At 37.0% G+C, this 20,857-nt stretch carries 14 protein-coding genes, 1 tRNA gene and 2 rRNA genes (1 of these 17 only partly in view); 14 read left to right on the top strand and 3 right to left on the bottom strand.

Annotated elements, in window-relative coordinates; all coding sequences use genetic code 11:
• Positions 1-169 precede the first annotated feature (169 nt).
• The 14 genes from D1092_RS06645 to D1092_RS09875 all read left to right on the top strand — a co-directional run bounded on the left by D1092_RS06645 (position 170) and on the right by D1092_RS09875 (position 18,690).
• Positions 170-844, top strand: a complete 675-nt coding sequence (locus D1092_RS06645; protein ID WP_148255632.1) for a hypothetical protein — start codon at positions 170-172, stop codon at positions 842-844.
• Between the two features lie 10 nt (positions 845-854).
• Positions 855-2,096 (top strand): DUF2087 domain-containing protein, encoded by a 1,242-nt coding sequence (locus D1092_RS06650; RefSeq protein WP_148255633.1) that lies wholly within the window; start codon positions 855-857, stop codon positions 2,094-2,096.
• A 171-nt stretch (positions 2,097-2,267) separates the two neighbouring features.
• Complete coding sequence (locus D1092_RS06655) at positions 2,268-2,720, top strand: PLP-dependent aminotransferase family protein (protein WP_148255634.1); 453 nt, start codon at positions 2,268-2,270, stop codon at positions 2,718-2,720.
• Positions 2,721-2,740: 20 nt separating this feature from the next.
• The gene (locus tag D1092_RS06660; RefSeq protein ID WP_167309305.1) at positions 2,741-3,523 is read left to right on the top strand and encodes an aminotransferase class I/II-fold pyridoxal phosphate-dependent enzyme; all 783 of its coding nucleotides are present in this window, start codon (positions 2,741-2,743) and stop codon (positions 3,521-3,523) included.
• Positions 3,524-3,786: 263 nt separating this feature from the next.
• The gene (locus tag D1092_RS06665; protein WP_148255636.1) at positions 3,787-4,752 is read left to right on the top strand and encodes an ATP-grasp domain-containing protein; all 966 of its coding nucleotides are present in this window, start codon (positions 3,787-3,789) and stop codon (positions 4,750-4,752) included.
• The gene (locus D1092_RS06670) at positions 4,739-5,917 is read left to right on the top strand and encodes an MFS transporter (RefSeq protein ID WP_148255637.1); all 1,179 of its coding nucleotides are present in this window, start codon (positions 4,739-4,741) and stop codon (positions 5,915-5,917) included. Before D1092_RS06665 ends, D1092_RS06670 begins: the two co-directional genes overlap by 14 nt.
• Entirely contained in the window at positions 5,905-6,972 is a 1,068-nt protein-coding gene (locus tag D1092_RS06675) for a phenylacetate--CoA ligase family protein (protein WP_148255638.1), read from the top strand. The genes D1092_RS06670 and D1092_RS06675 overlap by 13 nt, the downstream gene beginning before the upstream one ends.
• 130 nt (positions 6,973-7,102) lie before the next feature.
• Positions 7,103-8,464, top strand: a complete 1,362-nt coding sequence (locus tag D1092_RS06680; RefSeq protein WP_148255639.1) for an MFS transporter — start codon at positions 7,103-7,105, stop codon at positions 8,462-8,464.
• Positions 8,465-8,910: 446 nt separating this feature from the next.
• Complete coding sequence (locus D1092_RS06685) at positions 8,911-10,758, top strand: site-specific DNA-methyltransferase (protein ID WP_241439555.1); 1,848 nt, start codon at positions 8,911-8,913, stop codon at positions 10,756-10,758.
• Positions 10,759-11,021: 263 nt separating this feature from the next.
• Complete coding sequence (locus tag D1092_RS06690; RefSeq protein ID WP_148255708.1) at positions 11,022-12,854, top strand: site-specific DNA-methyltransferase; 1,833 nt, start codon at positions 11,022-11,024, stop codon at positions 12,852-12,854.
• A gap of 11 nt (positions 12,855-12,865) precedes the next feature.
• Positions 12,866-13,159 (top strand): hypothetical protein, encoded by a 294-nt coding sequence (locus D1092_RS06695; protein ID WP_148255640.1) that lies wholly within the window; start codon positions 12,866-12,868, stop codon positions 13,157-13,159.
• Between the two features lie 45 nt (positions 13,160-13,204).
• The gene (locus D1092_RS06700; RefSeq protein ID WP_148255709.1) at positions 13,205-15,070 is read left to right on the top strand and encodes a site-specific DNA-methyltransferase; all 1,866 of its coding nucleotides are present in this window, start codon (positions 13,205-13,207) and stop codon (positions 15,068-15,070) included.
• 11 nt (positions 15,071-15,081) lie between these two features.
• Positions 15,082-18,045, top strand: coding sequence for a type III restriction-modification system endonuclease (locus D1092_RS06705; protein ID WP_148255641.1), 2,964 nt, complete (start codon positions 15,082-15,084; stop codon positions 18,043-18,045).
• Between the two features lie 438 nt (positions 18,046-18,483).
• Positions 18,484-18,690 carry a VOC family protein gene (locus D1092_RS09875; RefSeq protein WP_241435966.1) on the top strand — a complete coding sequence of 69 codons (207 nt, stop codon included), beginning with the start codon at positions 18,484-18,486 and terminating at the stop codon, positions 18,688-18,690.
• 1,805 nt (positions 18,691-20,495) lie between these two features.
• On the opposite strand, the gene D1092_RS06715 is transcribed toward D1092_RS09875, so the two are convergent.
• The 3 genes from D1092_RS06715 to D1092_RS06725 form a co-directional block, all read right to left on the bottom strand.
• A tRNA-Met gene (locus D1092_RS06715) sits at positions 20,496-20,572 on the bottom strand.
• Positions 20,573-20,670: 98 nt separating this feature from the next.
• Positions 20,671-20,785: ribosomal RNA gene (gene rrf / locus D1092_RS06720) — 5S ribosomal RNA — on the bottom strand.
• Positions 20,786-20,852: 67 nt separating this feature from the next.
• Positions 20,853-20,857 (bottom strand): 23S ribosomal RNA (locus D1092_RS06725); it runs 2,808 nt beyond the window's last position.

The raw sequence follows: 20,857 nt of genomic DNA on the forward strand, positions 1-20,857 counted from the left end.
ATGACAATCACCAGCCCATCAAATTCCGCTCACATTCTAATAAAATCATTGTATCTCCCCTGCCCATAGCAACCAATAGGACTTTGATAAACCACTCTGTGTGGAGCAGTAAACAACCATTCCCGCAGCAATATGGGAACTTTAAAGTAAAACAAAAATCGGTTACATCATGCAACAAGATCCTATAGGCTTAAATTTTTACCATGGAACAGGCGGTTATGTATGGCAATTAGCAGACACCATACAACATGACTTGAATGAAAACATCCACACCCTTGCCTTACAAAAACCCACACCACCTCTCGCAATCAATTCTTTTTCCGTTTACCCATATAAATTACCCCCCTCAGCACACGTTCAATGGGCAAAGGACGTACAAATCATAAAAAATAAACCGGCTCTCATTGGCAAACGTCAAATACAACCTATCACCGCTGTTTCCACCAAAAGCAGAGCTTTTGGTGGATTTGATTTACTAACATTTGCAGCACTTTATGATGGCTGTTCTGTTCAATCCTTGAAAGAAATCAAACTCAACGGTTGCCTTTTTGACGCAGAAAATCTTTTGATATCCTTGTTGCGACACGGTCTCATTCAAACAGACCAACAGGACTTTTCGCCGGATCATGCAACAGCTCTTGTACGAGAACCAACATGTCGTCTTGTCCATTCTCCTCTTGGGTCCCTTGCCATTAATCAGCTCAACGGGCGCACAATCCGTCTAAATGAAAAAACCAAACCTCTCTTGCAAAAAGCTACAACAGAGATACATCTTCAACACCCCATAGAACAAACAATAACATTTTTTGTCAAAGCAGGAATGTTGCGCTTGGTAAAAGAATAAGGATCAAAAGATGCCCCTCATAAGACCTGGTATGGGAACAGAAAACAGTATTAATCTTCTTCACACGCTCATTCAAATGGCAAGGCCACGTACCGTCATTGAGATCGGTGCGGGGGATAGCACATGCATGATTGCTAAAGCACTGCAAAAAGCAAAACAAGCATGGCAACAGGATAAAAAACTTTTAGAATCCTCCACGTGGGAAGAACGTACGGCTTTTCTTGACCCTTCAGGTGTCCTTGAGAATTATCAACCACGATTGATCACCATTGATGATTTTTCAGTAGAAGGTCAATCCGCTGAAGAAGCATGGCAAAAACTGCTCCAAGACGAGGACATCGAAAAAGACATGGTAACATTCATCCATGAGAATTTCTTCTCTCTTGATGATGCAACGCTCAAGTCTTGGGGACCCGTAGATTTTGCTTGGCTTGATGCTGGAACGCCCGCAGATGATGTGCGATTTGTTACCACCCTTTGGGAACATATCACCGCTGGGGGTTATCTCTGTTTGCATGAACCAACCATAACCACACCCGTTGCTCTTGATGGAGCACAACGGGTGCGACGTGTGAGAACTCCTTTGTGGGAAGAAATTCTCTACCGTCTTGATGGATCCTATGAAGCCTTAACCCTCCCCGAAAACCATAAATATCGCCAAAGTGGTCTAGGGATTATTCGCAAACGCACCCCTACCGAACAAATTGTACGCGCACAATCGCTCCAAGCAGAACTTATAGAAATCAATGAACCGCCCCTTCGCAATGATCTTTTGCCCATGGGACAAGAAACCCTTCACAAACGGAGTAAAGCCAATTCATTGATCTCTGCCATGACCTCACCGACATTGCGCGCTGTTTACGCTGCCATTATCCTTGGTGCGAAAAATCTTTCTGATATCCTCAAAACTGTCGATTGTGATGCCAAAACCATTCATAAATCTATCAACCGTCTTTTAAATCTTGGTCTTATTCAAAATACAACAGAAGGATTTCAAGCCGAAGGAACGCTTTGGCAAGCACTAGAAGATAAAAATGAGCGAGAAAGGGAAAATTTAAACGACCGCCATTTAGAAACAGAAGAAATGCTTACAAAAATTGTAGAAACCTTTCAAAGAGAAAAAATCTATAGCGAAAAGGAAGTCTCCAAGATATGCAATCTCTTTACGGTAGATTTTGCCAGATTACGACGCACCCTCATTGAGAGAGGATTTTTACAACGCCATGGGGGCAAATATCAACGCATACGCTAAAAGAGAATTGAAAAACGTTAGCGAACTCTATCGTTTTTCTTCTCTATTTCAAGAGGATGAATAACCTTCCACTAAAAAAATATAATTTCATTAAAAGGTTACAAAATCATTCATCTCATTCATATGTTGACAATCTATGGAGATGAGATTAGCGTGTTCTCTTCGTAAGAGATGCAATGGGGAAAAACAAAAATACGGGATGTCAATTGGTTATCCAATAGGATTAAGAACAGTCAAAGCCATCAGGAGAGAATATGGGATCAAGGTCTCAATGACCTGACAATTGTTGCACGAACATCAGGGCGCAGTATTGTTGCTCAATCTGGGGAAGCTTATATTGATTTTATGTCATGTTCGTATCTAGGACTAGAACGTCATCCAGCATTAAGTGATGCCGTAAAATCTTCTGTAGAGAGATTTGGTGTGCAATATGCAGCTGCACGAACGCGTGCGAAATGTATATTATTTGATGAACTTGAGTTAAAGCTAAACACCATTTTTCTCGATTCCCACTCTGTTATATTTAATTCCGTAGGTGCAACCCATCTTACAGTTATGCCCATCTTAGGTTCAGGAGAACTTCCAGGATATCCTATAACAGCAAATGGTATGTATGGATTATAGATAAAGAAACGCATGCATCGGTGCAAATTTTACGTGGTATACTTGAACAATTTGGAAGTTATATAAGAATCCCATTTAAAGATATTACAGCACTAGAGAAAAGCCTACAGGAAAGTAAATTACAAAATAGAACGCCTGTTTTGGTATCTGACTCTCTCGGTTCTATGGGAGGAGCAAATGACATTAAAAAATTAACAGAATTAGCGAAACTGTACAACGGATACTATTACGCAGATGATGCACACGGTACCTCAATTATCGGAAAAAATGGCTGTGGTTATACACTGCATTTATTAGAAGAATACAAAAAAAATCTTATTTTAATTTCTTCCTTGTCAAAAGCATTTGGTTCCCATGGTGGTTCAGCATCATTTAGCAACAAAGAAGCTGCATCTTTTATTAAAAAATATGCGCTTAACTATATTTTTAGTGGTCCACCTTTTCTCCCAGGAATAGCAGCTTGCCTTGCTTCTGGAGATATTCATCTTTCACAAGAAATGAACCAACTTCAATGTAAACTGCACGAAAATATCTCTTATTTTGATCAAAGAGTCTCCAACATTGAGGTACAGGAAAAGTTGAGTCCCATTAGATCTATCTTTATGGGTGCTGAAGACAAAGCGATAAGTGCCTCATATAATTTAAGAAAGCGCGGTTTTTTGGTTACAGCGGCAATGTATCCAACAGTGGCTAAAAAGAAAAGCATCATTCGCGTGGCGATATCAGCAGCACATACTAAACATGATCTCGAAACATTTGCAACAAATATGAATGAATTGACAGAGCTCTCCTCCACTTACTGAGATCATAACAGCTTATAAAAATGCGCCCGCAATATTACAATTAAAGCCTATGGCTTTGAAACCAACACATAGAAAAGATTTCTTCTAAATCATGCAAACGCAACTAAAACCACAAGATCGTTTTAATCAGCTCATGGCTAAAATAATAAAGAAACGCACTCAACACCAATATCAATCGTTAGCGGCTTTATACATTCTCAAAGTCGATGAAATAATTAAAATATTTTCTCTTTATCAAATATCGTCATGAAAAGGATTTAGCAATGGAACTTTATTGGATTGTTGCGCAAGAAGAATATGCCAACGCACAAGATATAGAATATTCCTATTCAGAATACACAGAAGAGTTTAATAAAAGAGGCATCAAATTCCAGTTTTTAAAATTAGAAGACTGCCTTATCAAAGCAAATCATGCAGATGAATTTATTTTTCTATATCAAGGTATTCCACTAAATCCAGATCACTCTGCATATATTTTATCCAAAGCAGATCTAAACCCACAAGCAAGAGCCATCAGTCTCACATTAAGAAATTATTTTAGGATAAGTGGTACACACCTTCTTAACGAATGCATTTATGGCATAGAAAATCTTGAGTGGGATAAGATTGCGCAAATGGCATTAGCACGTAAGCTAGGAGCTCCAGTGCTTCCATTCACGATGTGTGGCTATCATAAACAAACAGTTCCTACAATCACATCTTTTGTTTCATCAGAATATGAATCTTTTATTTTCAAACCCGTTGGCTCAGGAATGGGATTTGGTGTCATTAAATCAGATGGATTACAACATGCAATGAGTATAGGAAATCTGATCTCAACTTCTTCTTCTGAATATTTTTTAATGCCTTTTGTAAAGGATGCACAAGATGTAAGATTTTTCTTTATATCAGGAAAACTCTGTTTTGTGAAATTCCGCACACCTCAAGGAGACGGTTATATTGGAAATGTTGCACGCGGGGGCAAAAATACAATTCTTACTGAAGAAACTTTTATAAGCGCATATGGCAAGGAAAAATTCTATCCTGAAATGCTCGATATTTCTAAAAACATCGTCGAAAAAACAAAAAACAATCTTCTTGCAGTGGACTGGCTGGTGAATCAAGAAGGATACTATTTCAACGAAATGTGCACAGCAGAAACAGGGCTAACAAAACTTCCTCAAGAGATACAACAAAATGTATTTGATCATTTAACGACACTTCTATGGAAATTCCATGGACAAAAATAAAATTACTTTTTTCATCTATAGCGCAGTTTTTCTTTCTGAATTTTCCTTTTTCTTTGTACTTCCTCTCCTTGGAAACTCTTCTCTCATAACTGCTGCCAATGTTGCGTTTTATCTCGCTGGATCGGTAATCCTTGAAAGCATTCTCATGATAACCACAACGGGTTTATTAGAAAGATTTTCGCGTAAACTCTTAATGGCTACCGCCTTTATTTTAAGGAGTACCGCTTTCCTGTGCGTTATACTATCGCTCAAACCTTCTGCATGGTTGATCTTTTTTACCTTAACGGCTTTTTCGAAAGCAATTTCAAAGCCATTTTTGAGAGAAATTTTATCAGAACATCTCAAGGGAAGTGCTCTTAAGCGCGCTTTAACCCTCTATTCGTTTTTTCAAAACGCTGCTGTCGTTATCGCCCCACTTGTTGCAACGATTGCCATAAAATATAACGCATCAGCTTTTCTCATGGCTTTTTTTGCACTTATTGGTTTGTATTTTTGTGTTCTATCTCTCAAAATTGTTTATCACTACCCCCATAAAAAATCATCCGTTGAAAAGGATAAAAAAACAAAAAAAACTCTTCTTTTTTCTTTAAAAACAATAATACATAATCGTTCTATTGCTTATTTGTTGGTTGCGGCTTTGCTCTGTGCGTTCCTCATGGGAATTTTCATCACCACCACGACGCTTCTCAGTAAATTTGACAGCAATCTGGCCCCTTATAGTGGGGTTTTCTTTTCAATTGTTGGCATCAGCATTTGTATCTGGCAGGGGGTGATCAATAAACATCTCACCCTTTCCGATAAATCAACTTTTTATCTGCTCTGCTTTATGGGAGGTTTCTCCTCATTTTTCCTCATGGGTGGTGTCTTTACCGCTGTGACTGCGTTAATTGCCTACAGTGTCTATGAATCTGTCATGATTCCAGAGATATACTATCAATCAGGGAAAACAATCGCATCCGTTTCTTCCAGTGTTCTTTTTAGTTATATTCTTGTTGTTTCAAATATTGGCCAAGCTATAGGCTCATGGACAAGTGGATGGATCATCAGCCATTTCAACAATCATATCGCTTTGCTTTTTGCCATGATTGTTGGTGTCTCGGCCTTTGCCTCTTGCCTTTGCCTCATGCAAACTAAAAAAAATAAGGAACTTCAATGTTGCATATAATTTTTGCAACCGGTGGCACAACAAGAGTGCCTAGAACACTTCGCCACAAATGGCTCAATTATGAGTTTGTAACACACTCTGCGGCAAAGAAGCTCGAAACTGTTTTTAAAAACTGCTCCGTAAGCTCCGTTGCCAATTGCCTCACAGCTGGAGGATTGTGGGGTGGTTTTTTATTTGCACATGAAATTTGTCGCCTTCTCAAAGTAACATATTATCCATTTGCCTCTATGGTTGATCCTGAAACTCTGAGTTCAGCTATCGAAGAATTCTCTATCGATACCATCATATGCCTGCCAAGTTTTGCGGATAAACTTATTACGATATCTCGGAAGCAAAAATTAAAATGTCTAAAAAACCTATTCTATCTTGGAGAAATCTTTCAACCTGAATCTGTATTGAAAATAAAAGACATAATCCCTGAATTGCATATTAAGCCTCTTAGCTTTACCACCCAAGAAACTGGTCCTATAGGGTTTCAGTGTTCCGAGATTAATGGTGACATTTATCATCTTGTACGACACATTCAAGTAAAGTCAAATCCTGAAAATGATGAATTAATTGTCTCTGTTTTTTATCCTGAAGACGCACCATACCTTGAACACGCTACAGGTGATGTTGTTCATATTGCATATGATCAATCATGCGATTGTGGCTATCATGGCCATACCTTACACCTGAAAGGAAGAACACCAACTTTTTATAATATTATGGGAACTTCAATTTCTGTACACGATTTTACAAATGTCTTAAATCTTCAAGGTTGCACTCTTTTGGCTACAGATATTCAACTCATTATAGTCAATCAATGTGAGAATGGTGTTGGCATTTTATTGTTTATTGATTCACGTTACAATATTGAAAGAAATGCCCTTTTATCATCCCTTTCATCCTCTTATCTGATAAAAGACATTATCAATAAATCACAATTTTTCCATGTTTGCTTTATGCGGAAATCTCAATTTATTCGCTCCTCAAGCTCTGAAAAAATAAAATCCTTTTTTCAAACGACTGAATATCCTATAGTGTTTGATGGTAACTTCGTGAAAATTAAATAAGTTGAGATTAGCATAACCGAATCACATTCATCCCAATATCACAGCCTTCACAAACAAACTGTTCATTCTCAAAACCTTTGACTTATAGAACAGAACCAATATTGTAAAGATATCTGCAGGGAGCATAACAATGCAAAAGAGCGATTCCTATGCCAAATCAGAAAAGTCTGTCATTTATACCGTCATTATCTCCAGTATACTTCCCTTACTGGATGGCAGCATTGTTAATGTCATTCTTCCTGACCTTGCGCGTTATTTTTTAACAGAGAACGATAATATACAATGGGTCGTAACCTCCTATTTTCTGGCGACTGTTCCTGGATTATTGATTGCAGCTTTTGTACAGGGGAGAATAGGAATCAAAAAGACTTGGCTTCTTGCAAACTTCATTTTTATGCTTGGATCACTTGGGGTAGGATTAAGCTATGATTTTCAAACCATTATATTTGCCCGTATCGTTCAAGGTTTTGGAACAGGCCTTTTGTTGCCCTTAACCCAAACCATTATTGCCTTACAATTTGGGAAGGAACGGTTTCGCCAAGCTATGAGCTCCGTAGCCGTACCAACGGTTTTTGCTCCTGCCTTTGGTCCACTGGTGGGTGCCTCAATTGCTCAGTATGTCTCTTGGCGTTTGTTATTTTTTATCAATATTCCACTTATTTTCTTAGCACTCGCCATTGGCGTAAAACATTTAAAAAACAACGAAACAACAAAAATAAAATTTAACTCACTTGCATTTTTAGCGTTTTCCATATCCCTTATTTCATTTTTTTACCTCACAGATGCCGCAAATAGAAATAATAATACCGTATATATCATAGTACTTATAGCAGTCATCTCTCTCATATTCTTCATTGTTTTTAATCAGACAGCAAAAAACAAACTCATCGTCTTTAGCGGATTTAAAAATGCGCGCTACACATTGCTTATGATCATGGGGCTTATTGCTTCATTTCTTTTTTACAGCTTCCTCGTTTATTTCCCATTAGCCCTTGCCACGGGAGAAAGCCATGAAAATACTCTTCTTATTATCGGAGCGGTCCTTGCACTGCAAGGGGTAGGCGCATGGATTGGAAGAAAATTCATTTACCAGAAATGGAAAGAAAAATCGCCCTTTTTCATGATAGCTATTGGTTTGCTGATATCAAGCTTTGGGTTATTATGCTTTGGCTATCACATAAGCTTAGATGGGTTTGGTTTTTTACTAAGAGGCGTAGGACTTGGCATTACCACCATTGTATGCCTATCTGCCCCTATTCAATATGTCGATCCTTTATACGTTAAAGATACAGCAGTTATCACCCGCATATTACAACAAATAGGCGGTGCTTTGGGAGGCGTTTTCTCTGGCTATTTGCTCCATTTGCTAACAAAGGGACAGCTTACCCTCAACCAAACATATCTCATATTCTTTCTCTTCTCTATCAGTGTATTTTTACTGTTTTTCCTCGTACTCTCCTTATCACCTAAGAAGAAGAACGCAAATTTATGAGATCCTTGTTGAAACACTATAATATTTGCAATGTAATAAAATTATACGGTATTTAGCACTATTGGAAAAAACAACGTGACTAATTCTTATATCTCAGGCAAAATATAAAAAATTCTATAGTCACAAGCCATTTAAAAAAATATTTTTTATAAGTCTTTTGCACTTATTATACAGACATAAAAAACCATATCATGACTCGCAATACAAGTAGCTGACATAAGGAATTCCACATGGAGTTACCAAAATAGTCTTTTACAAATTGTAATATTAGAGCAAAAAGTTTACTTGCTAAATTATACAAAAATAAAATAGGAAATGCATTTTAACAAATGTAAAAGAAAATCATTTTATAAAACAAAGTGCAAAAAACCACAAAATACCCGACACAAGCTTAAAAGACAATAAAAAAACACGTGAGCAATATGGAAAAGCTAGACGGCAAAAGCATGGATATCGTGGAACAAAATATTAAACAGTTTAAACAACTGTTTCCTGAAGTATTTTCAGAAGGAAAAATTAAATTCGACCAGCTACAAGAGCTTTTAGGAAATTATATCATTAAAGATGAAGACCATTATAATTTCACATGGCATGGTAAACGTGCAGCAAGTCGTCTTGCTCAAACACCAAGTACAGGAACACTACGCCCTTGTAAACAAGAAAGTATAGATTGGGACACTACACAAAATCTCTTCATTGAAGGTGATAATCTTGAAGTTTTGAAACTTTTGCAAAAATCATATCACCGCCAAGTCAAAATGATTTATATCGACCCTCCCTATAATACGGGTAATGATTTTGTTTATAAAGACGACTTCAAAGACGGCGTACAAAACTATCTTGAAATGACAGGACAATTGGATAATGAAGGCAAAAAAATAGGAACGAATTCCAACAGTGCAGGACGTTATCATACCAACTGGCTCAATATGATGTACCCACGCCTCAAACTTGCGCGCAACCTGCTTCGTGATGATGGGGTTATTTTTATCTCTATTGATGATAAAGAACAAGTTAATCTCAAAAAACTTTGCGATGAAGTTTTTGGTGAAGAAAACTTTATAGAATCGTTCGTGTGGCATAAAAAAACCCCTCCTAATAATGTGATAGTTGGCTCTGTACATGAATATATTTGTATGTACGCAAAAAACAAAGAGTGTTCTGAGTTGTTTTTATTGCCGCGAGATATAGAAAAAGATCAAGATTACAAAAATCCTGATAATGATCCAAGAGGACGTTGGAAACCAGATAATTTAACTGCAGCCGCTAAAGGTGGTCGTTCTACAAAAAGTCTACTGTATACAATCACCAACCCCATAACAAAGCAAAAACACAAACCTCCCAAAGGAAGAATGTGGGCAGTTCCATACAATATCATGCAACAAAAAATAAACAATGGGACTGTTTATTGGGGAAAAAATAATAGGGGGCGCCCTATGGATAAGCGTTTTTTAAAAGAAACACGCAATGGGCGAGTCGCATCGACTTTATTAAATGATGTAGGCACAAATAGTTCAGCATCGAAATATCTAAATAAACTGTTTTCTGGACTAGTTTTATTTGAAACTCCAAAACCAGTTAATCTTTTACAAAGATTGCTGCAAATATCAACCACCCAAAATGATCTCATCCTTGACTTTTTTGCAGGGTCTGGCACCACAGCACATGCGGTGATGCAGTTAAATGCCGAAGATGGTGGAAAGCGACGTTGCATTTTAGTGCAACTCCCCGAACCCACAGAAAAAAAATCCGAAGCTTTCAAAGCTGGCTATAAAAATATTGCGGAAATATCCAAAGAACGCCTTCGCCGTGCTGGGAAAAAAATCAAAGAAGAGCAAAGTGAAAAACTGAATTTAAATGCCAATGGTGACCTTGATACAGGCTTTAAGGTTTTCAAGCTTGATAGTTCAAACATCAAGCACTGGGAAGCAGATTTCGACACGCTTGGAACAGACCTCATTAATGCCGTAGACTATCTCAAACAGGACCGTTCCAATGAAGACCTACTTTATGAAATTCTTCTCAAATATGGGCTTGATCTAACTGTTTCCATAGAAATACGTCTCATTGCCCAAAAAAATATCTACATTATTGGACATGGTGCTTTGATTATCTGTTTAGATACAGATATCGATATGGATGTCATCAAGGGCATTGGCACCCTTAAAGAAGAGCTAAAGCCGGATATTATGCGCGTTGTGTTCAAAGATGACAGTTTTAAGGATGATGTTATTAAAACCAATGCTCTCATGTGCCTAAAACGCTATGGCATTTCTGATGTTAAAAGCTTATAGAGAAGATAGCTATGATAACCGCTTATGTTTTTCATATGAAAAAATATTAGAAAATGTTCAAAATATCCAATTCCGTAACGGTTTAAAGAAAATAAAAGAACTAAAAAACTCGACTTTATTGTTAAAATAGAAAACCGTTAGTTATATGCAGAAATAATGCATTTTAACAAATATAAAAGAAAATCATTTTATAAAACAAAGTGCAAAAAACCACAAAATACCCGACACAAGCTTAAAAGACAATAAAAAAACACGTGAGCAATATGGAAAAGCTAGACGGCAAAAGCATGGATATCGTGGAACAAAATATTAAACAGTTTAAACAACTGTTTCCTGAAGTATTTTCAGAAGGAAAAATTAAATTCGACCAGCTACAAGAGCTTTTAGGAAATTATATCATTAAAGATGAAGAGCATTATAATTTCACATGGCATGGAAAACGTGCAGCAAGTCGTCTTGCTCAAACACCAAGTACAGGAACACTACGCCCTTGTAAACAAGAAAGTATAGATTGGGACACTACACAAAATCTCTTCATTGAAGGTGATAATCTTGAAGTTTTGAAACTTTTGCAAAAATCATATCACCGCCAAGTCAAAATGATTTATATCGACCCTCCCTATAATACGGGTAATGATTTTGTTTATAAAGACGACTTCAAAGACGGCGTACAAAACTATCTTGAAATGACAGGACAATTGGATAATGAAGGCAAAAAAATAGGAACGAATTCCAACAGTGCAGGACGTTATCATACCAACTGGCTCAATATGATGTACCCACGCCTCAAACTTGCGCGCAACCTGCTTCATGATGATGGGGTTATTTTTATCTCTATTGATGATAATGAACAGGATAATCTTAAAAAACTTTGTAATGAGATTTTTGGAGAAGAAAATTTCATTGCGCAGTTTGCCTGGAGAAAAACAGACAACCAAGCCAACATTGGAAATATTGCGCGGGTTAAAGAATACATTATTCTTTATGCTAAAGACTCAAAGATCTTAAAATTAAATAAAATGCGCTTAACAGAAAGAGCAAAAAAAGAATATCGATACAAAGATAACCATGGAACTTACAGACGATCTATTTTGCTAGATAAAACCAGAGGACGACATTTTTATAAGATAAAAACACCTTCTGGAGCTGCTTTAGAAGGGCCTTGGATGATAAACGAAAAAGATTTTCAAGACCTCTGTTCCAAAAACGCCATATATTGGGCAACAGGAAAAACTGAACTTCCCTATGGGAAAATTTATCTCCATGAAAACCAAGGACAAATAGCTAACGACTTTCTTTCTATAGAATTTGGCACCAATCAAGAAGCAGGAATGGCATTAGAAAGCCTGTTTAATGCCCGCTACTTTGATTTTCCTAAACCGCTTTCATTAATAAAACATTTTCTAACCATTGCAACCAATGATGACCTAATTCTTGACTTTTTTGCAGGGTCTGGCACCACAGCACATGCGGTGATGCAGTTGAATGCCGAAGATGGTGGCAAGCGGCGTTGCATTTCTGTGCAACTCCCCGAACCCACAGAAAAAAAATCCGAAGCTTTCAAAGCTGGCTATAAAAATATTGCGGAAATATCCAAAGAACGCCTTCGCCGTGCTGGGAAAAAAATCAAAGAAGAGCAAAGTAAAAAACTGAATTTAAATGCCAATGGTGACCTTGATACAGGCTTTAAGGTTTTCAAGCTTGATAGTTCAAACATCAAGCGCTGGGAAGCAGACTTTGATACACTTGATATGAATCTTCTCAATGCTGTTGATCATCTCAAACAAGACCGTTCTAACGAAGACCTTCTTTATGAGATCCTTCTCAAATATGGCCTTGACCTAGCTGTCCCCATTGAAACACGTACAACTGCAGGAAAAAATATCTACATCATTGGACGTGGCGCTTTGATAGTCTGTTTAGACGAAGATATTGATATGGATCTTGTCCAGGGTATTACCTCTCTTAAAGAGGAGCTACCATCTGAAGTCATACGCGTTGTTTTCAAAGACAGCAGTTTTAGGGATGATAATGTGAAAACAAATGCTCTCATGAATCTAAAACGCTATGGCTTCACTGATATTAAAAGCTTATAGAAAAGAGAACGATGAAAATTAAATTTGATGCTAACCAACACCATCAACGCCGTGCATGGGAGTCTGCTGTCGGAATTTTTAAAGGCCAAGAACTTGATAAAACCTTGTTCTCTATGCCTTCTTTAACAAAACATGAGTTTGAAGCTTACTTAACAGGAAAAGGCGAAAGAGGCTATGGTAACCGCTTATGTCTTTCACCAGAAGAAATATTAGAAAACGTTCAAAATATCCAGCTCCGAAATGGGTTAAAACAAACTAAAGAACTAAAGAGCCTCGACTTTACTATTGAAATGGAAAACCATTAATTATGCACAGAAATAATTCAGTTTAATAAAAAGCCCGTGAGCATTATGGAAAAACTAAACAGCACAAGCATGGATATCGTGGAACAAAATATTAAACAGTTTAAACAACTGTTTCCTGAAGTATTTTCAGAAGGAAAAATTAAATTCGACCAGCTACAAGAGCTTTTAGGAAATTATATCATTAAAGATGAAGAGCATTATAATTTCACATGGCATGGAAAACGTGCAGCAAGTCGTCTTGCTCAAACACCAAGTACAGGAACACTACGCCCTTGTAAACAAGAAAGTATAGATTGGGACACTACACAAAATCTCTTCATTGAAGGTGATAATCTTGAAGTTTTGAAACTTTTGCAAAAATCATATCACCGCCAAGTCAAAATGATTTATATCGACCCTCCCTATAATACGGGTAATGATTTTGTTTATAAAGACGACTTCAAAGACGGCGTACAAAACTATCTTGAAATGACAGGACAATTGGATAATGAAGGCAAAAAAATAGGAACGAATTCCAACAGTGCAGGACGTTATCATACCAACTGGCTCAATATGATGTACCCACGCCTCAAACTTGCGCGCAACCTGCTTCGTGATGATGGGGTTATTTTTATCTCTATTGATGATAATGAAGTAGCCAACCTCAAAAAACTTTGCGATGAGATTTTTGGAGAAGAAAATTTCATTGCACAATTAATTTGGCGTCGCCGAGCACCATCAGGAATGTCAGAAAATAATGTTTCCATAGATCATGAATATGTACTTTGCTACCAGCGTAACGAAACTTTTGAATTTATGGGAAATGAAAAAAATTTTAATAAATATCAAAATTCTGACAACGACCCAAGAGGGCCATGGATTACAGGCGATTTAACCGTTGGAATGAATGCCTCAATGCGTCCTAATCAAGCCTATGATCTTATTGATCCTAAAACTGGAAATATCTTTCCCTATAATCCCAATAGGGTCTGGGCTTATGTTCCTGAGAGCATGGAAAGGCTAATAAAAGAAGGAAAAGTTTTATTTCCTACAGATACAAGTAAACGACCAATGCTTAAACGATTTCAAAATGAACTTAAAAGCAATTATAATCCTTTCTCTAGTATTATGACGGACATAGTTGGATTAAACACCGAAGCAACCCGGATGATACAAAAAATACTTCATGGAAACATATTTGATTACTCCAAACCAATGTCTCTTTTAATGACATTGTTAAAACAGATTATATCCAAAAATGATCTTATTCTTGACTTTTTTGCAGGCTCTGGCACCACAGCACATGCAGTCATGCAGTTAAATGCCGAAGATGGTGGCAAGCGGCGTTGCATTTCTGTGCAATTACCCGAACCAACCGATACAAAATCAGAAGCTTTCAAAGCTGGCTATAAAAATATTGCGGAAATATCCAAAGAACGCCTTCGCCGTGCTGGGAAAAAAATCAAAGAAGAGCAAAGTAAAAAACTGAATTTAAATGCCAATGGTGACCTTGATACAGGCTTTAAGGTTTTCAAGCTTGATAGTTCAAACATCAAGCGCTGGGAAGCAGACTTTGATACACTTGATATGAATCTTCTCAATGCTGTTGATCATCTCAAACAAGACCGTTCTAACGAAGACCTTCTTTATGAGATCCTTCTCAAATATGGCCTTGACCTAGCTGTCCCCATTGAAACACGTACAACTGCAGGAAAAAATATCTACATCATTGGACGTGGCGCTTTGATAGTCTGTTTAGACGAAGATATTGATATGGATCTTGTCCAGGGTATTACCTCTCTTAAAGAGGAGCTACCATCTGAAGTCATACGCGTTGTTTTCAAAGACAGCAGTTTTAGGGATGATAATGTGAAAACAAATGCTCTCATGAATCTAAAACGCTATGGCTTCACTGATATTAAAAGCTTATAGAAAAGAGAACGATGAAAATTAAATTTGATGCTAACCAACACCATCAACGCCGTGCATGGGAGTCTGCTGTCGGAATTTTTAAAGGCCAAGAACTTGATAAAACCTTGTTCTCTATGCCTTCTTTAACAAAACATGAGTTTGAAGCTTACTTAACAGGAAAAGGCGAAAGAGGCTATGGTAACCGCTTATGTCTTTCACCAGAAGAAATATTAGAAAACGTCCAAAATATCCAGCTCCGGAATGGGTTAAAACAAACAAAAGAACTAAAGAGCCTCGACTTTACCATTGAAATGGAAACAGGAACAGGAAAGACCTATGTATATCTACGATCTATTTTTGAAATGAATAAACACTATGGTTTTTCAAAGTTTATTATTGTTGTTCCCAGCATTGCAATTAAAGAAGGTGTTTTTAAAACTCTGGAAATGACAAAAACGCATTTTAAAGAGCAATATGAAAATATTCCTTTTGACTACTTTACTTATAACTCTAACCGATTAGAACAAGTCCGCAGTTTTGCTCACAATGATTATATCCAAATTATGGTGATCAATATTGATGCTTTTCGCAAAAGTTTTACAGATCCATCAAAAGAAACCAGTGCCAATATAATTCACCGCTGGAATGATAAAATGCAAGGGATACCCATTGACCTTATCCAATCTACTCATCCAATCGTAATTATTGATGAACCGCAAAGTGTGGATACCACCACCAAATCAGAAGAAGCAATAAAATCTTTTCATCCGCTTTGCATATTTAGATACTCCGCAACACATATTGATAAACACAATATGCTTTATAAATTGGATGCTATCGATGCCTATGAACAAAAACTAGTAAAGCAAATTGAAGTCGCCTCTATTCAAGTCAAGGATGGACACAACAAAGCATATATTAAGCTACTGGCCGTTGATAATAAGAAAGGACACCGAGCCAAGATTGAACTGGACATTCAGAAAAAAAATACGATAAAACGTTCTGAAAAATGGGTTAAGCAAGGCGATGACTTGCTTAACATATCAGGAGGACGCTCCCTTTATGATGGCTATGTTGTAAATGATATTTACTGTGAAGAAGGCAATGAATATATCGATTTCACCAGCAAGCCAGATATCATTGCCCTACACCATGCGATTGGTGATGTCAATGAAGATGAATATAAGAGACTGCAAATCCGTAAAACGATTGAAGAGCACTTAGATAAAGAGCTAAAGCTTACACCCATGGGGATTAAAGTTCTCAGTCTCTTTTTTATTGATAAAGTTGCTCATTATCGTGACTACACTGCACAGGAACAAAAAGGAAAATACGCTCTTATTTTTGAAGAAGAATATGCAAAAGCAATTAAAAAACCCAAATATAATAGCCTTTTTTCTGAAATGGACACAGATAGTCTTCCTTCACAGGTTCACAATGGTTATTTTTCTTGTGATAAGAGCGGAGTTAAAGATACGAATGGTTCAACAAAAGCTGATGAAGATACCTATAACCTTATTATGAAAGATAAGGAAAAACTACTTAGTTTTGATTCCAAGTTAAAATTTATTTTTTCTCATTCTGCCCTAAAAGAAGGCTGGGATAATCCCAACGTTTTCCAAATTTGTACATTGAATGAAACAAAGTCGACCATTAAAAAGCGCCAAGAAATTGGACGAGGACTTCGTATTGCTGTTAATCAAGATGGCGAACGTGTCCATGGTTTTGAAGTAAACACCTTAACGGTTATGGCCAACGAATCTTATGAAGAATTTGTTGATAGTCTGCAAAAAGAAATAGAAAAAGAAGAAGGCCTACGCTTCGGCATTATTGAAATGCATAGCTTTGCGAATATTCTCATTGAAAAAGAAAACCAAGAGCATACATTTCTTGGTGCACAAGCGTCAGAAACCATTTGGTATAATCTCTTAGAAAAGCAATATATTGACCAACATAGTAAAATAACAAATGAACTAAAAAAAGCTTTGCAAGCAGATAATGTGGTACTTCCTGAACAGTTTGAAGCACAAAGAGAAGCTATTACAGCCATTCTTAAAAAAACTGCAGGCGGACTTAATATCAAAAACAATGAAGATAAGCGTACAGTGCGCTTAAACAAAGCTGTTTTTGATAGCCCTGAATTCAAAAAACTATGGAATCGTATTAAATACAAAACCATCTATAATGTAGACTTCAATCCAAATGAGCTGATTAAAAAATGTGCTAACAGTATTCGAAAAAATCTAGTCGTAGGCAAAACAAAATTCAATTACACGCGCGCAAAAACCGAGATCAGCAAAGGCGGTGTAAATGTAGCTGAAAGTCAGAAAAGCACACATGTATACGATGTGCGTGATTATAAAATTCCAGATATTTTAACCTACCTCCAAAATGAAACCAACCTTAAAAGACAATCTATTCTTAGTATACTCCGCGAAAGTGGCCGATTAGATGATTTTAAGAATAATCCTCAAAAGTTCATTGATGAGGTAAAAAGACTTATCACACGTGAAATGCAACGTTTTATAGTTGATGGTATCAAATACCACAAAATTGGTGACGAACATTTTTACGCACAAGAGCTTTTTGAACAGGAAGAACTGATTGGATATTTGAACAAAAACATGATTAAGGCGAATAAAGCAACCCATGACCATGTTGTCTATGATTCAAACATTGAATCCAGCCTTGCACAATCATTTGAAAAAAACAATGAAATAAAAGTTTACGCAAAACTGCCTGAGTGGTTCAAAATTGATACACCTCTTGGATCATATAATCCCGATTGGGCTATATTATTTGAGCAAGATGGAAAAGAAAAGTTGTATTTTGTGGTTGAAAGCAAAGGTGCTATCTTCGAAGATATGTTGCGAGATATGGAAAAAGCAAAAATTCATTGTGGTCGCGAACATTTCAAAGCTCTAGGAGGAAATACCCAATATATCGTTACTGATAATTATGAAACTTTTCTCGATCAGGCAATTCAAAAAAAATAAAAGAACTATTCGAATAACCATTTTGGCTATTTATGCATATGTTGACATATCTATAAAGTTAGCCCCCCTCTTCGTAAAGGATACAATGGAGGAGGCAAGAATACGAGACGTCAATCGATTATCAAACAGGATAGAAAACAACTAAAACCATCACAAGAGGATACTCGTCAAAGTTTCCAATGACCCTACGAATATTACACAAATATCAGAGTGCATAATAGAATTTTATCATGTAAGGCAACCATTACTCAATCATGGAGGGTTCACTAAGTAATATCCCGACTTATCCCAATCTACAATTGATCTACGTCTCAAACAGAGAGTATTCTACAGCTTTTTACAAATTCATTTTCAAGAAAGAGCCTGTATGCATCTCGCCATGCTATGTTGCATTTTCTTCTTCAGGTGATGGTCTTTTGCCCTCTGGTCTGGAGGCGATTGCCTGGAAAAAATGTGCCTCATTTTTCAGAAATAGGCATTATATTGCCTCATGGAGAGGCGGTAGATAAACTCTATGCAGAATGGCAAGAGCAAAGTACTTTTAAGATAAATGTCTTGAAGGAACCGTATACTGATGCATTTGGACAGACCTTCCTCATCAAAGATCCCGACGGGCATATTATTCGTGTTTGTTTCCTAGATTAAAAAACTAGACCCGATTTTAATCGCCTGAATTATCATAATTATCTGTTTCTCAAACCTATAAGCTATGCACGCTAGAGATTTACTTGCGACGCATAGCTTTTTCGTTTAGTGTAGCTCCATTACTTTTAACCCCACAACCTTCATGTTCCCAGAAGCAGTTTAATCGACATAGTGGTCAGTCAGCGTTATTACATAGCCAGTGAAACAATACCTAAAAGAGCTTGCAGTATAAGAGTAAGACAAGAAGCCTGCTCGGTAAGGGATGTGTTTAAACCATTTCGCCATATTGAACATTCCCCCCTGTACCCTATTCAGAATTTTCAGTACACGTTACAATTCCTGCACTCATTTATAAAAAAGTACTAACTGGCGATAATTTTTAAGTTTTATATTGGTCACACCAGTCATTTTCACTTTATCACGCTTTTTTCTGCTTTACTAAAAGGGATGGACCGGGAGGGTTTAGGAATTGTATTCCTTATAGATCTCTACAGTCCTATTTTTATAGGATATTTTTCTGTTTTTAGAAAGTTTGATTTGAGTTAAGCCCGCATTTTAATGTGCTATAAAGCCATAAAGATGCAGACAAGCACGCCTACACCACAAATAAATATAAGACGAGTTTTTCCGCCTTTCTATCATGCCCTCTGATATGGAGAAACGCACCGCACGCCCGATTTAGATATTTCAGCGTTTTTTTTCTTAGGGTACAGAATGGAAAGATTGGCAAAATGGTAAAGTATCAATAAAGTTCACATGACGTTAAGGGGATATTTTTGTTTTATCTCTCCACTTTTTCTCTTTAGCAAAGGATGTGGGGATTGAGTAAAAGAAGATGTATTTTTGTATATTTTAGCGTTTTTCATTAAGGATTGAATTTTATAAAGAGCTGTGAGAAAGGCTTTCAATGATCAGCTTTCCCAATTCATAGTTTCAGGTGCGTTTATTTTCCACTCTGTTTTTATCTGCAATCATTAAGGGTTGCATTTTCCCAATGTTATTTTGTGGCATAACCTAAAGAGGCTATTGGGTTTGTTTTCCGTAAGGAGATTGTACTTTTAAAATTTTTCCACCGCTATGTGCAGCAAAGTTTAGTACTGATGCATGCATGTGCAATTAATTCACCTCTCCTTACCTCTTTCATTTTTATAGGAAAGAAGATTTCTGAGAGACACTAGCCTTTTACAGGTTTTCTCCACATTCTTATTCCATGGCAGTTATATGATTCAAAAGATGTGAGAAGAGCTATAGATGATTGTTGATAGGCGAGAGTATTTTTATATTTTTTTGAGTTATGAACATGTAGCTGATTGCAGAGATTTTTCAACCATTAAGATTTTTGTGCGAGAAAGAGAAAGATGCTCTCGTTTATCTATAATAGCTAAGGAGAGAAGTGTTTGTACGTTTTTTTCTTATCCATGGCGCTTTTATGAACAAAGATCGTTGTGAAGGGTTTGATGATTATGAGGACAAAGTATTGAAGAATTTTTAGAGGTCTGTCACTTTTTTTCTGATAGGATTAAGCAGCAAAGAGGCTCTTTTAATTTTTCCAGCAAGGATTTCTAGTTTTACAATTTTTCTGACGAGTTTTTTAGTCAGTGATATTATCGATGAGCTCATTGTCATGACGCATTGTTTATGGGTCTATTATTCTTTTTAGGCCAAACCTTTCCGATATCCTCAAGGGGGGTCGGTTCAGAGGCACAATCATTCAAATTCGGTTTATTTATGGACTCGCCGACTTTTTTTTTCTTAATGTGAGATGAGATATGAGGCTGAGATGATTGATTATTTTTGTATTTCTTTGGTTGCGGGGGCAGGATTTGAACCTGCGGCCTTCAGGTTATGAGCCTGACGAGCTACCGGGCTGCTCCACCCCGCGATAAGGTATTGAGATTATTTTTTATAACAGGTTATATACATTATACTATATTATATTTCATTGGCATTGATGAGAGAATATTTCTATGCATTTAGCAGACCTGGCGGCGACTTACTCTCCCGTGCCTTAAGGCAAAGTACCATCAGCGCTGGAGCGTTTCACGGCCGAGTTCGGGATGGGATCGGGTGCGTTCACTCCGCCATAACCACCAAGTCAGCAAAATGCATAGAAATTTTGAGAAGCTGGATTTTATATTTAAGAATGAATATAGGAAATGGGAACGAT

It is taken from the genome of Bartonella krasnovii (genome assembly GCF_003606345.3).
Lineage (GTDB): Bacteria > Pseudomonadota > Alphaproteobacteria > Rhizobiales > Rhizobiaceae > Bartonella > Bartonella krasnovii.

Bases quoted from the DNA above. Each gene is read 5' to 3' on its own strand.
- D1092_RS06645 (WP_148255632.1), top strand. From the start codon at position 170: ATGCAACAAGATCCTATAGGCTTAAATTTTTACCATGGAACAGGCGGT.
- D1092_RS06650 (WP_148255633.1), top strand. From the start codon at position 855: ATGCCCCTCATAAGACCTGGTATGGGAACAGAAAACAGTATTAATCTT.
- D1092_RS06655 (WP_148255634.1), top strand. From the start codon at position 2,268: ATGCAATGGGGAAAAACAAAAATACGGGATGTCAATTGGTTATCCAAT.
- D1092_RS06665 (WP_148255636.1), top strand. From the start codon at position 3,787: ATGGAACTTTATTGGATTGTTGCGCAAGAAGAATATGCCAACGCACAA.
- D1092_RS06670 (WP_148255637.1), top strand. From the start codon at position 4,739: ATGGACAAAAATAAAATTACTTTTTTCATCTATAGCGCAGTTTTTCTT.
- D1092_RS06675 (WP_148255638.1), top strand. From the start codon at position 5,905: ATGTTGCATATAATTTTTGCAACCGGTGGCACAACAAGAGTGCCTAGA.
- D1092_RS06680 (WP_148255639.1), top strand. From the start codon at position 7,103: ATGCAAAAGAGCGATTCCTATGCCAAATCAGAAAAGTCTGTCATTTAT.
- D1092_RS06685 (WP_241439555.1), top strand. From the start codon at position 8,911: ATGGATATCGTGGAACAAAATATTAAACAGTTTAAACAACTGTTTCCT.
- D1092_RS06690 (WP_148255708.1), top strand. From the start codon at position 11,022: ATGGAAAAGCTAGACGGCAAAAGCATGGATATCGTGGAACAAAATATT.
- D1092_RS06695 (WP_148255640.1), top strand. From the start codon at position 12,866: ATGAAAATTAAATTTGATGCTAACCAACACCATCAACGCCGTGCATGG.
- D1092_RS06700 (WP_148255709.1), top strand. From the start codon at position 13,205: ATGGAAAAACTAAACAGCACAAGCATGGATATCGTGGAACAAAATATT.
- D1092_RS06705 (WP_148255641.1), top strand. From the start codon at position 15,082: ATGAAAATTAAATTTGATGCTAACCAACACCATCAACGCCGTGCATGG.